Source organism: Nocardioides sp. Leaf374, assembly GCF_916862475.1.
Classification (GTDB): Bacteria; Actinomycetota; Actinomycetes; order Propionibacteriales; family Nocardioidaceae; genus Nocardioides; species Nocardioides kribbensis.
The window spans coordinates 57,484-70,094 of sequence record NZ_CAKASO010000004.1 but is presented as its reverse complement, the minus strand read 5'-3'; the positions used below and the strand labels follow the sequence as shown (position 1 = coordinate 70,094).

Sequence of the window (12,611 nt, the reverse complement as noted above, 5' to 3'; positions counted from 1 at the left end):
GGGGGTCATGAGCACGGCTGACGAGATGACCCCGGCCGAGCGCTACGCCTCCTACCGCGCGCACCGCAGGCACCCCGTCGTCCACGACTTCGAGGCGATGTACGACTTCGGCCTCGACGACTTCCAGCGTCGCGCGTGCCGCGAGATCGAGGACGGCCGCGGCGTGCTGGTCGCAGCGCCCACGGGGTCGGGCAAGACCATCGTGGGGGAGTTCGCGATCCACCTGGCCCTCCAGACCGGGCGCAAGGCGTTCTACACCACCCCGATCAAGGCGCTGTCGAACCAGAAGTACCACGACCTCGTCGCCCGCTACGGCCCCGACCAGGTCGGGCTGCTGACCGGCGACAACACCGTCAACGGCGAGGCGCCCGTGGTGGTGATGACCACCGAGGTGCTGCGCAACATGCTCTACGCCGGGTCGCGCACCCTCGACGGCCTCGGCTTCGTGGTCATGGACGAGGTGCACTACCTCGCCGACCGCTCCCGCGGCGCGGTCTGGGAGGAGGTCATCATCCACCTGCCCGACTCGGTCACCGTGGTGTCGCTGTCGGCCACGGTCTCCAACGCCGAGGAGTTCGGGGAGTGGCTGGAGACCGTGCGTGGCGACACCACGACCATCGTGGAGGAGAAGCGGCCCGTGCCGCTCTACCAGCACGTCATGGTCGGCAAGCGGCTGCTCGACCTCTTCGCCTCCTCCGACGTCGACGCCGCCGCCGGCTTCGTCAAGGAGGGCGCCCCGGTCAACGAGGAGCTGATGAAGGTCGCCCGCGACGACTGGGCCGCCTCCCGGATCAAGGACCGGCGCTCGCCCAAGGGAGCGCGCGGCAAGGGCGGGCCCAAGCAGGTCGGCAACGGCCGGCGCGTCTGGATCCCCAGCCGCTACGACGTCATCGAGCGCCTCGACCGCGAGGGCCTGCTGCCCGCGATCGTGTTCATCTTCAGCCGGGTCGGGTGCGACGCCGCGGTCTCGCAGTGCCTCAACGCCGGCATCCGGCTCACCACGCCCGAGGAGCGCGACGCCATCTACGCCTTCGTGGAGCAGAGCTGTCGCCACCTGCCCGACGACGACCTCCACGTGCTGGGCTACCACGACTTCCTCGACGGGCTCACCCGCGGTGTCGCGGCCCACCACGCCGGCATGCTGCCGGCCTTCAAGCAGGTCGTCGAGGAGCTCTACCTGCGCGGGCTGTGCAAGGTCGTCTTCGCCACCGAGACCCTCGCGCTCGGCATCAACATGCCCGCGCGCACCGTGGTCATCGAGAAGCTCTCGAAGTGGAACGGCGAGACCCACGCCGACATCACCCCGGGGGAGTACACCCAGCTCACCGGGCGGGCCGGGCGCCGCGGTCTCGACACCGAGGGCCACGGCGTCGTGCTCTGGCAGCCCGGCACCAACCCGCGCGAGGTCGCCGGCCTGGCCTCGACCCGCACCTACCCGCTGCGCTCCTCCTTCCGGCCCTCCTACAACATGGCCGTCAACCTGGTCCACCAGTTCGGCCGCGAGCGCGCGCGGGCCACGCTCGAGCAGTCCTTCGCGCAGTTCCAGGCCGACAAGGCGGTCGTCGGGCTGGCCCGCCAGCTCCGCAAGAGCCAGGACGCCCTCGAGGGCTACGCCGAGGCCGCGCAGTGCGACCGGGGCGACTTCATGGAGTACGCCCGGTTGCGCAAGCGCATCGGCGAGGTGGAGAAGGACGCCAGCCGCGCCAAGCGGGCCGACCGCCGCGCCGAGGCCATCGAGTCGCTGCGCCTGCTCAAGGTGGGCGACGTGATCGAGGTGCCGACCGGCAAGTTCGCCGGCCTAGCCGTCGTGGTCGACCCCGGCTGGGACGAGGAGGCGCCGCGCCCCTCTGTGGTGACGATGGACCGTCAGGCCCGCCGGCTGGCGATGATCGACTTCCCGACCCCGGTGCAGGCGCTCACCCGGATCAAGGTCCCCAAGAGCTTCAACGGCCGCAACCCCCAGATGCGCCGCGACCTGGCCTCCGCGCTGCGCTCGCGCACCCAGGGCGTCGTGCCGCCGCCCAGCGCCGGCGGCGGCTCGCGCCGCTCCTCCATCGCCCGCTCCGGGGCCGACGAGGAGGTCCTGGGGCTGCGTGCGCAGCTCAGGGCCCACCCCTGCCACGACTGCCCCGACCGCGAGGACCACGCACGCTGGGCCGAGCGCTACTTCAAGCTCGAGCGCGACGCCACCACCCTGCAGCGCCGGGTGGAGAACCGCACCAACACGGTCGCGCGCCAGTTCGACCGCGTCTGCGACGTGCTCAGCGCGCTGGGCTACCTCGCCCCCGACGGCGACGACCCCAGCGACGCCCGGGTCACCGACCGGGGCAAGCGGCTGATGCGGCTCTACTCCGACATGGACCTGCTGGCCGCCGAGGCCATCCGCGAGAAGCTCTGGGACGCCCTGCCCGCCTCCGGCCTCGCCGCCGCCCTGTCGGCCCTGGTGTTCGAGGCCCGTCGCGCCGAGGACCCCACCTCGCCCCGCCTGCCCGGCGGCGCCACGCGCGAGGCCATGACCGCCACCGTGCGGCTGTGGGGGGAGCTCGACCGCCTGGAGAAGGACCACAAGCTCGACTACCTGCGCCAGCCCGACCTCGGCTTCGCGTGGATCGCCTACCGCTGGTGCGAGGGCGACGACCTCGACGACGTGCTCGGCGACAGCGACATGTCGGCCGGCGACTTCGTGCGCCGCATGAAGCAGCTGCTCGACCTCGGTGGCCAGGTCGCCGACGCCGCCGGCGACACGCCCCTGCGGCGTACGGCGCGGGAGATGATCACCCGCATGAAGCGCGGCGTCGTCGCCTACTCCGGTCTGCCCGACTGACCCGGTCCGCCCCCGGTCCGACCCCGGCCCGCGAACGCACGACGGCCCGCCACCGGGATCGGTGGCAGGCCGTCGTGGGAGATGGCGGGGCAGGGGGTGGAGCTGGGGGTGGGGTTCAGACCACCTGCTCGATCGCCGCGGCCACCGGGGTGGACCCACCGACCAGCTCCCACTGCTTGCCGATCGTGCGGTCGTCGACCAGGCACGCGGCCACCACGGCGGCCACGTCGGCGCGGGAGACCTCGCCGCGCTCGAGGGTCTCGGCCAGCGCGACCTGGCCGGTGCCCGGGTCGTCGGTCAGGCCGCCGGGGCGGATGATCGTCCAGTCCAGGTCACTGGCCCGCAGCGCCTCGTCGGCGCCGCGCTTGGCGTCGACGTAGGCCTTCCACGCGTCCTCGACGTCGTCGCCCACGGGGTTGTCGACGCCGATCGCCGAGACCTGCACGAAGCGGCGGATCCCGGCCCTGCCGGCGGCCTCGATCGACTTGGTCGAGCCCTCGAGGTCGACGGTGCGCTTGCGCTCGATGTTGCCGTCGGCGCCCCCGCCCGCGGCGAAGACGACCGCGTCGCAGCCCTCGAAGGCCGCGGCGAACCCGTCGGCGTCCTCGGCCTCGATGTCGAGCAGGCGCACCTCGGCGCCCAGGGCCTCGAGCTCGGAGCGGTACTCCTCCTTGCGCACGAGGGCCACCGGCACGTGGCCGTGGTCCTTCAGCACACCGTGCAGCTGCTGGGCCACCTTGCCGTGGCCCCCGACGATCGCGATTCGACTCATGCCGTCCAACGTACGTCGCCCCCGCGCCGCGCCGATCACCCGAGCGGGGGGTCGGGGCGGGCGGCCCAGCGGGCGTCTCAGGCCTGGCCGAGCACGCCGAGCAGGCGCTGCACCGGCGACTCCAGGCCCCAGCGCGCGGCCAGGTCGGCCAGCCGCTCGGGGTCGGCCGGCGAGGAGGGCAGCGCCGTGGGGGAGCGCTCGAGGTCGATGTCGCGGGCCACCGCGACCACGCGGGGCGCCACGGCGAGGTAGTCGGTGGCGGCCAGGACCTTGGCCCGCGGGCCCTTGGCCAGGTCGGAGTCGGGGTCCTGGGCGGCGGCGAGGATGGCGGGGATGTCGCCGTGGCGCGACAGCAGCGTCGCGGCCGTCTTGTCGCCGACCCCGGCGACGCCCGGCAGCCCGTCGGAGGCGTCGCCCCGCAGGGTGGCGAAGTCGGCGTACTGCCCGGCGCCCACGCCGTACTTGGCGCGGACCCAGGCGTCGTCGACCCGCTCGTGGTTGCCGACCCCGCGCGCGATGTAGAGCACCCGGACGTCGGCGGCGTCGTCGACGAGCTGGAAGAGGTCGCGGTCGCCGGTGACCACGTCGACGGGCTGGCCCGCGCCGGTGGCGAAGGTGCCGATGACGTCGTCGGCCTCGAAGCCCGGGGCGCCCACGACCCGCAGGCCCACGGCCTCGAGCACGTCACGGATGATCGGCACCTGCACCTGCAGCGGGTCGGGCACCTCCTCCACGTCGGGGTCGGACTCGACCTCCTCCACGACGCGGTGGGCCTTGTAGGAGGGCAGCAGGTCGACGCGCCACTGCGGGCGCCAGTCGTCGTCCCAGCAGCAGACGAGGTCGGTGGGGCGGTAGTCGCCGACGAGGCGGGAGATGAAGTCGAGCAGGCCGCGCACCGCGTTGACCGGGGTGCCGTCGGGGCCGGTGATCTCCGGGACGCCGAAGAACGCGCGGAAGTAGAGCGACGCCGTGTCGAGGAGCATCAGGCGGCCGGGGGCGTCGGTCTGCGGGCTGGTCACGCCCGGCAGTCTCCCACGCGGCCTGCCCTACGCTGTCGGCCGTGACCACATCCGACGTCGAGGCCACCGACCGCAGGATCCTCGAGCTGCTCGCCACCGACGGGCGGATGTCCTACACCGACCTCGGCAAGGCCACCGGGCTGTCGACGTCGGCGGTGCACCAGCGGGTCAAGCGCCTGGAGACCCGCGGCCTGATCCAGGGCTACGGCGCCACCATCAACCACGCCGAGATCGGCCTGCCGCTGACCGCGCTGATCTCCATCCGGCCCATCGACCCCTCGCAGCCCGACGACTGCCCCGACCGGCTCCAGCACCTCACCGAGATCGAGTCCTGCTGGTCGGTGGCCGGCGAGGAGTCCTACGTGCTGAAGGTCCGCACCGCCACCCCCGCCGCCCTCGAGGACCTCCTGGCCCGCATCCGCCACGCCGCCAACGTCTCCACCCGCACCACGATGGTCCTCTCCACCTACTACGAGAACCGCCCGGTGACCGGCTGAGGGTGGGTCGGCGCCGGTGGCGGGTTTCACCAGCCGGCTGGCGAAACCCGCACCTGTCGGCCCACGCGTCGGCCGACAGGTGCGGGTCTGGGCCGACCAGTCGTCCGATCTCCGATTCCTGAGGGGGACGAGGAGCCCACCGGGGCCCGGTCGCCGAGCTGTGCGCCCCGAGACCCGTGCCGAGACCCGGGCCCAGACCCAGACCTGGGCCGGGCGCGGGGCCGTGGGTCAGGCGGCCCAGAGGCCGCCGGCGAGCACGGCACGGACGCGGGCGACGGTGCGCTCGGGGTGCTGCAGGTCGGCCCAGGTCAGGCGGACGCAGCGCCAGCCGGTGAGACCGACGACGAGCTGCTCGCGCCGACGCTCGCGCAGCAGGGCATCGGCCGCGGAGTCGCCGGGGGCCAGCAGCGTCGTGTACTTGACCTTGCCGTCGACCTCGGCGAACACCCCGAGGTCGGGCCAGGCGAAGTCGAGCCGGGCGACGATCACCCCGCGGGCGTCGCGGACGACGTACTGCGGGGTCGGTGTCGGCAGGTGGTGGCGCCAGAACAGGTACATCGTGCGCGACTCGGCGACGCTCTCGCAGCGCCCGTCGGCCAGTCCGACGACCAGCCGGGCGTGGAGGTGGCGGGGCCAGCGGACCGTGCTCGCCAGGCCCTGCCGCAGCGCGGGCACGGAGGTCTCGCCGCGGTGCAGCAGCGCGTTGGTGACGACCAGACCGTGCTCGACGTCGGTGAGGCTGATGACGTCGAGGGCGGTGCGCGTGCCCGACGTAGCCCAGCGGCCGTCGCGGCGGGTCAGGTCGCCGACCCTGACCGTCCCGCGGTGCTGCGCCACCCCGGCCTGCGAGCGACCGGCTCGTGCGTCGGTGCGGGTGAGGTGGACCGTGTCGGGCAGGTCCCACACCTCGGCCCCGAGCAGGTCGGCCGCACTCGTGTGCGACAGCACCACGTGGGAGCGCGCCGCCTGGTAGGCCGCTTCGGCCACCAGTAGCCGGCGCCGGCGTGCGTCGGCATCGCGCCACAGCGCACCGGCGCAGTAGGCGCCGTGGCGCAGCCGGTGCCACTCGCCCGAGCGCACCAGTCGGGCGATGCTCGTGTCGTCGTGGCCGAGGGCGAGCGCGTCACGGGTGGCGAAGACGTCGCTCACAGCGTGCAGGCGTGGGGTCGGGTCCATGCCTCGGAGGATGACCGGGCCCGACCCGCCTCAACCCGCCGTACGCCGCGGCTGTGGACAACCCCGCGGCACCCGAGCCTGTCGGCCCGGACCCGCACCTGTCGGCCCGTGCGTGGGCCGACAGGTGCGGGTTTCGCCAGCCGGCTGGCGAAACCCGCGACGCGCGGTCAGCGACTCACCAGGCCTGGAGGGCGGCGGTGCGCCGGGAGGCCTCGGCCATCTCGGCGGCCTTGAGGGCGGAGGTGTCGAGCTCGCCGTGCTCGGCCCACCAGTCGCGGCCGGCCTGGGGGAGGGTGTGGATCGGGTCGTAGTACTCGAAGGTGCGGGTGAGCGCCTCGGGGTCGGCGGCCTCGATGGAGGTGCGGTAGTTCTTCGTCCAGTAGGAGATGCCACGCTCGGTGTCGTAGTCGGCGAGCTGGTGCACCCAGCGCTTGCCGACGAAGGGCACGTCGCAGACGATGCGCGGGGTGGCAAAGCCGGGGAGGTAGCCCATGATGTGGTGCTGCAGGCGCTGGGCGTCGGCGACCGAGACCCGCCAGTGCTCCGAGAACGGGATCATATCGCACATGTAGAAGTAGTAGGGCATGATCTGCGCGCCGTCGAGCAGCCGGAAGCACAGGTCGAGCAGCGCGTGCGGGTCGGCGTTGACGCCGTTGAGCAGCACGCCCTGGTTGCGCACGTCGCGCACGCCGGCCTCGAGCATCGCGCGGGTGGCCTCGGCGACCAGCGGGGTGATCGAGTTGGCGTGGTTGGCGTGGGTGTGGATGGCCAGCGAGACGCCGCGGGCGCGGGCCAGACCGGCGACGCGGGCGACGCCCTCGCGCACGTCGTCCTGCAGCCAGTGCTGGGGGAGCCCGACGAGGGCCTTGGTGGCCAGGCGGATGTCGCGCACGTTCTCGATCTCGAGCACCGACATCAGGAAGGCCTCGAGGCGGGGCCACGGCATGTTGGCGACGTCGCCGCCGGAGACGACCACGTCGCGCACCGAGGGGGTGCGGCGCAGGTAGTCGAGCATGTCCTCGATGCGGTTGGTGGGCTTGCCGGCGAACTTCAGCTTCTCGATCACCGGGGTGGAGTTGCCCACGAGGTCCATACGGGTGCAGTGGCCGCAGTACTGCGGGCAGGTCGGCAGCAGCTCGGCCAGCACCTTGGTGGGGTAGCGGTGGGTGAGGCCCTCGGTGGCCCACATGTCGTGCTCGTGCAGCGAGTCGCGGGTGGCGTAGGGGTGGGAGGACCAGTCGGTGCGGCGGTCGGAGAAGACCGGGATCATGTAGTGGCGCACCGGGTCGGCGTAGAAGGCGTCGGTGAGCGAGCCGGGGCCGGCGGGCTCGGTGGTCGGCGCCATCGTGTTCATCATCTGCGGCGGCACGAGCATCGACATGGTGGCGCGCTCGGCCTGGTCGCGCTCGAGGTCGGCGTAGAACCGCTCGTCGAGCAGGTCGCCCATCAGCTCGCGCAGCTGGCGCACGTTCTTGACGCAGTGCGAGCGCTGCCACTGCACCGAGGCCCACTCCTCGGCGGTGACGTCGCGCCAGCCGGGGAACCGGGTCCAGTCGGGCTCGACCAGCTCGACGCGGCGGTACGGGTACGGCTGACCCGTCTGGTCCTCCACCAGGGAGGCGATGGACGTCTCGATGCTCATAAGGGAACCGTAAACGAAGATCCTCCTGCGTGTCGAACTACGCGCCGCAAGATCTTCGGTGTCGCGGTGCTGAGGCCGTCGTCCTCTAGACCAGTCCGCTCGCCGTCAGGGTCCGACGTACGACGGGGTCGTCGGCGGGCACGCCGTAGCGCAGCGCGTAGACGGTCTCCACCAGCTCCCGCAGGCCGACCTCGTCCTGACCGTCGGCGGGTGGGGTGAGCGGCTGGTCCATGAGCAGCAGCCGCGGGGCGTGGCCGTCGTCGTGGGGCGGCAGGTAGTCGCGCACGGGCTGCAGCCGTCCGCCGAGGCGCTCGTAGAAGACGATGCGACGGCGGTGCTCCTCGACCAGGTGACCCGCCAGACCCGGCTCGTCGGGGTCCTCGACGTCCCAGACCAGCCGGGTGCGGCCCTCCGCGCGCAGCCGTCCCGTGAGCTCGGCCCACAGCGCGGAACCGATGCCCTGCCCGCGCCGCCCGGCGGCGAAGTAGCGCAGGAAGGTCCAGCCGGTGTCGCCGCGCCCGGCGGGCGCGGCGTCGACCAGGTCGCGCACCAGGGCCAGCCCGACGGGCACGCCCCGGCGGTCCTCGCCGTCCTCGCCGTCCTCGCCGTCCTCCCCGGCGAGGTAGACGAGCATCCGGTCGACGAGGAGGTCCTCGAAGGGGGCGAGCAGCTCGTCGGGGAAGGCGCCCTCGTAGATCGCGCGGACCGCCTCGACGTCCGCCGCCCCCAGGGACGACAGCTCGACCAGACGGGCGCTCACGCGGACCACACCCGCTCGCCACCGAGCCACGTCTCGCGCACCTCGACCTCGCGCAGCCGCGCGGGGTCGACCTCGATCGGGTCGCCGGGGTCGGCCGACAGGACGGCGAGGTCGGCGAGCATGCCCGGCGCCAGGGTGCCGCGGCTGGTCTCCACCCGGGAGGCGTGGGCCGAGCCGTAGGTGTAGGACACCAGCGCCTCGAGCCCGGTCACCGCCTCGTCGGGCCCGCAGGGCAGCCCGCCGTCGGTGAGGCGGTTGACCATGTCGTGCATGCCCAGCAGCGGGGCGCCGTCGACGACGGGCCGGTCGGAGCTGCCGGGCACCACGATCCCCGCGTCGAGCAGGGTGCGGTGGCGGTAGGCCCACCCGGAGCGCTCCGGGCCGAGCGCCCGCAGCATGCCGTCGCCGATCTCGCCGACGAAGCGGCCCTGCGGCACCGGCACCACCCCGAGCGCCGCGGCGCGCAGCACCTGGTCGGGCCGCGAGACCCCGAAGTGCTCGATGCGGTGGCGCACGTCGGGTCGCGGCCAGCGATCCTGGGCCTCGGCGTAGGCGTCGAGGACGAGGTCGATGGCGGCGTCGCCGATGGCGTGGGCGGCCACGCGCCACCCCGAGCGGTGGGCCTGCAGGATGCGGGTGCGCAGCGCCTCGGCGTCGTCCTGGAGGTAGCCCCGCTCGCCGGGGGTGTCGGAGAAGTCCTCGCACATGGCGGCGGTGTGGCCGATCAGCGAGCCGTCGGAGAACACCTTGACCGGCCCGAGCCGCAGCCGGTCGTCGCCCAGGCCGGTGCGCACGCCCAGGTCGAGGCCGAGCGGCATGTCGTCGTCGACGTGCGCCGTGAGCGGGTGCAGCGCGTCGGCGGCCACCATCAGCTCCACCCGCACGGGCAGGCGGCCCTGCTCGCGCGCGGAGAGGTACGCCGCGACCTCGACCGGGCTCTTGCCGATCCAGCCGCCGCCCACGCCGGCCTCGACCACCGAGGTGATGCCCTGCGAGAGGTAGACCCGCCCCGCGCGCTCGATCGCGTCGACCAGCGTGGCCACGGGGTAGGGCAGCACCAGCGCGTTGAGCAGCTGCTGCGCCTGCTCCTGCAGCAGCCCGGTCGGCCGGCCGGTGGCGTCGGTCACGACCAGGCCGCCCGGCACGTCGCGGGCGGCGTCGGCCAGCCCCAGCTCGGCGAGCAGCGGGGTGTTGACCACGCACATGTGGCCGGAGGTGTGGCGCAGCCAGACCGGTCGTCCGCCGGCGGCGCGGTCGAGGGCGTCGCGGTCGGGGTGGGCGCCGATCTTGTTCTCGTCGTAGCCGGCTCCGACCACCCAGGCGCCCTCGGGGAGCGTCGCGGCGCGCTCGGCGACCGCGGCGTAGAGCGCGTCGAGGTCGGGCAGTCGCAGGTCGACCTCGGCCAGGCTGAGGCCGTACCACGCCATGTGGTTGTGGGCGTCGTGGAAGCCCGGCACGACGACGGCGCCGCCGAGGTCGACCACCCGCCGGGCGGGCACCTCCTCGGTGGCCACCACCCGACCGTGGAGCAGGGCGAGATGGGAGGCGACGTCGGCGCGACCGGGGCCGGTGAGGGTGCGGACCCGGGCGTTGGTGAGCAGGACGTCGGCCTGCAGCGCGGGGCTCACGAGGCGGCCCCGGCAGCGGCGGCCTCGCGGCGCAGCGCGGCCTTCTCGACGCGCTGGGAGGCGGTCAGCGGCAGCGACGCGCGCAGCTCCCAGTAGCGCGGCACCTTGAAGGCTGCGAGCCGCTCCTCGCACCACGCACGCAGCACCTCGGGCGCGTCCTCACCGAGGCCGGGCGCCACGACGTAGGCCTTGACCTCCTCGCCGCGCACCTCGTCGGGCACGCCGAGCACGGCGGCCAGCCGCACCTCGGGGTGCGACTGGAGCACGTCCTCGACCTCGTGGGCGGCGACGTTCTCCCCGCTGCGGCGGATCATGTCCTTCATGCGGCCCGCGAGGTAGACACGGCCCTGCTCGTCGAGGCGGGCCAGGTCGCCGGTGGGGAACCAGCCGTCGGGGTCGAAGGGGCTGGGGTGTCCGAGGTAGCCGTCCATCATGCCCGGCCCGCGCAGCCACAGCTGCCCGTCGTCGTCGACGCGCACCTCGCGGTGGGCGGCGGGCCGGCCCAGGCAGCCGGTGCCGACCAGCGCGTCGTGCTCCTCGGCGCCGACGCGGATATCGGCGCCGGTCTCGGTCATCCCGAAGGCCTCGTGCCAGCCGACCCCCCACCGCTCCTCGATCTCGGCGTGGCGCCCGGGCGGGATCGCCGAGCACTGCACCGCGCGCACCCGGTGGTCGCGGTCGGCGGGGTCGGGGTCCATGCGCAGCAGCAGCACGGGCATCGAGGCCAGGCAGTAGAAGTAGGTCACCTCGTGGGCGCGCACGCGGGCGAAGAAGGTGGAGGGGTGGAAGCCGTCGAGGGCCACGAGGTGGGCCCCGGCCAGCAGGGCGGTCGCGACGTTCCACTGCGGGTCGATGTAGTGGAAGGGCTGGGCGGTGAGCATGACGTCGTCGCCGGTGAGGTGGGGGAACCCGGTGGTGAGCGAGCCGGCGAGGGTCGTCCAGTACCGGTGGGGGAGCAGGCAGCCCTTCGGGCGACCGGTGGTGCCGGAGGTGTACTGCACGTTGGCGGTCGTGGCGGGGTCGACCGGCCGCTGCTCGAAGGGCGCCACGGTGGCGGCACCGGCGTCGAGGTCGGCGACGTCGAGCACCTCGGGAGCCGGCTCGACGCCCGCCAGCACCGCGGAGTACGCCGGGGACGCCAGCACCAGCCGCACACCGGCGTCGGCGAGCACGTGGCCCGCGTCGGCGCTGCGGTAGCGGACGTTGAGCGGCACCATCGCCGCACCGAGCCGGGCCAGCGCCAGCCACGCGGTCGGGAAGTCGGCGGTGTTGCCCAGCAGCACGCCGACGCGGTCACCCTGGTCGACGCCGCGCTCGCGCAGCTGCTGCGCCCACGCGGCGGTGCGGGCCTCGACCGCGGCGAAGTCGAGCCGGGTGAGGCCGCCGTCGGCGTCCTCGAAGGTCCAGGCCGGTCGGTCGGGCCAGCGGCGCGCGGCCCGCACGACGAGGTCGGCGAGGCTGGCGTCCTGCAGGTCGGCCCCGGCCAGCGGCGGCTCCTCCCGGGGCGTCCCCGGCGCGTCGACCTCAGCCACGGACGAACTCCTCGCGGGGGGCCTCGCCCTCGCCCGAGAGCGAGGTGAGGACGGCGTGGTCGACCTCGCGGGCCATGGCCTCCTCGATCGTGGCGTCGAGGCCCAGGTCGAGCACCTGCTTGGCCAGGCTCACCGACAGCGGCGGCCGTGCGGCGACGCGGCGCGCGAGCTCGAGGGCGACCTCCTCGTGCCGGCCCGGGGGCACGGAGCGGGCGACCAGGCCCATCGCGGCGGCCTCGGCGCCGGAGACCCGCTCGCCCAGGAGCAGCAGCTCCTTGGCGCGGGCCCAGCCCACGAGCACGGGCAGCAGCCGTGAGACCCCGCCGGTGACGCTGAGGCCGACGCTGACCTCGGGGAAGCCGAAGGCGGCGTCCTCGGCGGCGACGACCACGTCGCAGGCCAGCGCGAACTCCGCGCCGGCACCCAGGGCGTAGCCGTGCACGGCGGCGACGACCGGGCCGGGGAAGCGGCGCACGAGCCGGGTGACGTCCTGGATGGCCTCGAGCCGGGCCCGGGTCTCCAGGACGGTCTCGACCGGCTCGGGCTCCTTGAGGTCGTGGCCGGCGCAGAAGGCCCGGCCGCGCCCGGCCAGGACCACGGCGCGCGCACCGTCGGCCTCGGCGCGCCGCAGCCCGGCGGCGAGGGCGTCGGTGAGGGCGGGGACGACGGCGTTGAGCCGCTCGGGGCGGGCCAGGTGGAGCTGGGCCACCGTGCCGTCGTAGGTGTAGTCGACGCTCACCGGCGCGGCCTCCTGCTAGTCT

Annotated in this window: 10 protein-coding genes; 2 read left to right on the top strand and 8 right to left on the bottom strand. The window is 74.1% G+C overall.

Features of this window, described 5'->3' with window-relative positions; genetic code table 11:
* Positions 1-7: 7 nt before the first annotated feature.
* Positions 8-2,824, top strand: a complete 2,817-nt coding sequence (locus LPA27_RS03125) for a DEAD/DEAH box helicase (protein WP_228941477.1) — start codon at positions 8-10, stop codon at positions 2,822-2,824.
* A gap of 115 nt (positions 2,825-2,939) precedes the next feature.
* Here LPA27_RS03125 and LPA27_RS03120 read toward each other — a convergent pair whose 3' ends face one another.
* Both LPA27_RS03120 and LPA27_RS03115 read right to left on the bottom strand, forming a co-directional pair.
* Positions 2,940-3,596 carry an SDR family oxidoreductase gene (locus LPA27_RS03120; protein ID WP_228941476.1) on the bottom strand — a complete coding sequence of 219 codons (657 nt, stop codon included), beginning with the start codon at positions 3,594-3,596 and terminating at the stop codon, positions 2,940-2,942.
* Positions 3,597-3,673: 77 nt separating this feature from the next.
* Positions 3,674-4,579, bottom strand: coding sequence for a 5'-3' exonuclease (locus LPA27_RS03115; RefSeq protein ID WP_056864684.1), 906 nt, complete (start codon positions 4,577-4,579; stop codon positions 3,674-3,676).
* 77 nt (positions 4,580-4,656) lie between these two features.
* Between LPA27_RS03115 and LPA27_RS03110 the strand changes: the two genes are divergently transcribed.
* The gene (locus tag LPA27_RS03110; RefSeq protein WP_082502899.1) at positions 4,657-5,112 is read left to right on the top strand and encodes an Lrp/AsnC family transcriptional regulator; all 456 of its coding nucleotides are present in this window, start codon (positions 4,657-4,659) and stop codon (positions 5,110-5,112) included.
* A 228-nt stretch (positions 5,113-5,340) separates the two neighbouring features.
* Here the strand turns inward: LPA27_RS03110 and LPA27_RS03105 are convergent, their stop codons facing one another.
* The 6 genes from LPA27_RS03105 to LPA27_RS03080 form a co-directional block, all read right to left on the bottom strand.
* Positions 5,341-6,288 carry a type IV toxin-antitoxin system AbiEi family antitoxin domain-containing protein gene (locus LPA27_RS03105; protein WP_228941475.1) on the bottom strand — a complete coding sequence of 316 codons (948 nt, stop codon included), beginning with the start codon at positions 6,286-6,288 and terminating at the stop codon, positions 5,341-5,343.
* Between the two features lie 175 nt (positions 6,289-6,463).
* Positions 6,464-7,930 carry a KamA family radical SAM protein gene (locus tag LPA27_RS03100; RefSeq protein ID WP_056864430.1) on the bottom strand — a complete coding sequence of 489 codons (1,467 nt, stop codon included), beginning with the start codon at positions 7,928-7,930 and terminating at the stop codon, positions 6,464-6,466.
* 85 nt (positions 7,931-8,015) lie between these two features.
* Positions 8,016-8,690 carry a GNAT family N-acetyltransferase gene (locus LPA27_RS03095; protein WP_228941474.1) on the bottom strand — a complete coding sequence of 225 codons (675 nt, stop codon included), beginning with the start codon at positions 8,688-8,690 and terminating at the stop codon, positions 8,016-8,018.
* Complete coding sequence (locus LPA27_RS03090; protein ID WP_228941473.1) at positions 8,687-10,318, bottom strand: amidohydrolase; 1,632 nt, start codon at positions 10,316-10,318, stop codon at positions 8,687-8,689. The genes LPA27_RS03095 and LPA27_RS03090 overlap by 4 nt, the downstream gene beginning before the upstream one ends.
* The gene (locus LPA27_RS03085) at positions 10,315-11,850 is read right to left on the bottom strand and encodes an AMP-binding protein (RefSeq protein ID WP_228941472.1); all 1,536 of its coding nucleotides are present in this window, start codon (positions 11,848-11,850) and stop codon (positions 10,315-10,317) included. The genes LPA27_RS03090 and LPA27_RS03085 overlap by 4 nt, the downstream gene beginning before the upstream one ends.
* Positions 11,843-12,589 (bottom strand): enoyl-CoA hydratase/isomerase family protein, encoded by a 747-nt coding sequence (locus tag LPA27_RS03080; protein WP_228941471.1) that lies wholly within the window; start codon positions 12,587-12,589, stop codon positions 11,843-11,845. Before LPA27_RS03080 ends, LPA27_RS03085 begins: the two co-directional genes overlap by 8 nt.
* Positions 12,590-12,611: the final 22 nt, after the last annotated feature.

What these genes read in the sequence shown, in the direction of transcription:
- LPA27_RS03125 (WP_228941477.1), top strand. Translation starts at nt 8, where the DNA reads ATGAGCACGGCTGACGAGATGACCCCGGCCGAGCGCTACGCCTCCTAC.
- LPA27_RS03120 (WP_228941476.1), bottom strand. Translation starts at nt 3,596, where the DNA reads ATGAGTCGAATCGCGATCGTCGGGGGCCACGGCAAGGTGGCCCAGCAG.
- LPA27_RS03115 (WP_056864684.1), bottom strand. Translation starts at nt 4,579, where the DNA reads ATGCTCCTCGACACGGCGTCGCTCTACTTCCGCGCGTTCTTCGGCGTC.
- LPA27_RS03105 (WP_228941475.1), bottom strand. Translation starts at nt 6,288, where the DNA reads ATGGACCCGACCCCACGCCTGCACGCTGTGAGCGACGTCTTCGCCACC.
- LPA27_RS03100 (WP_056864430.1), bottom strand. Translation starts at nt 7,930, where the DNA reads ATGAGCATCGAGACGTCCATCGCCTCCCTGGTGGAGGACCAGACGGGT.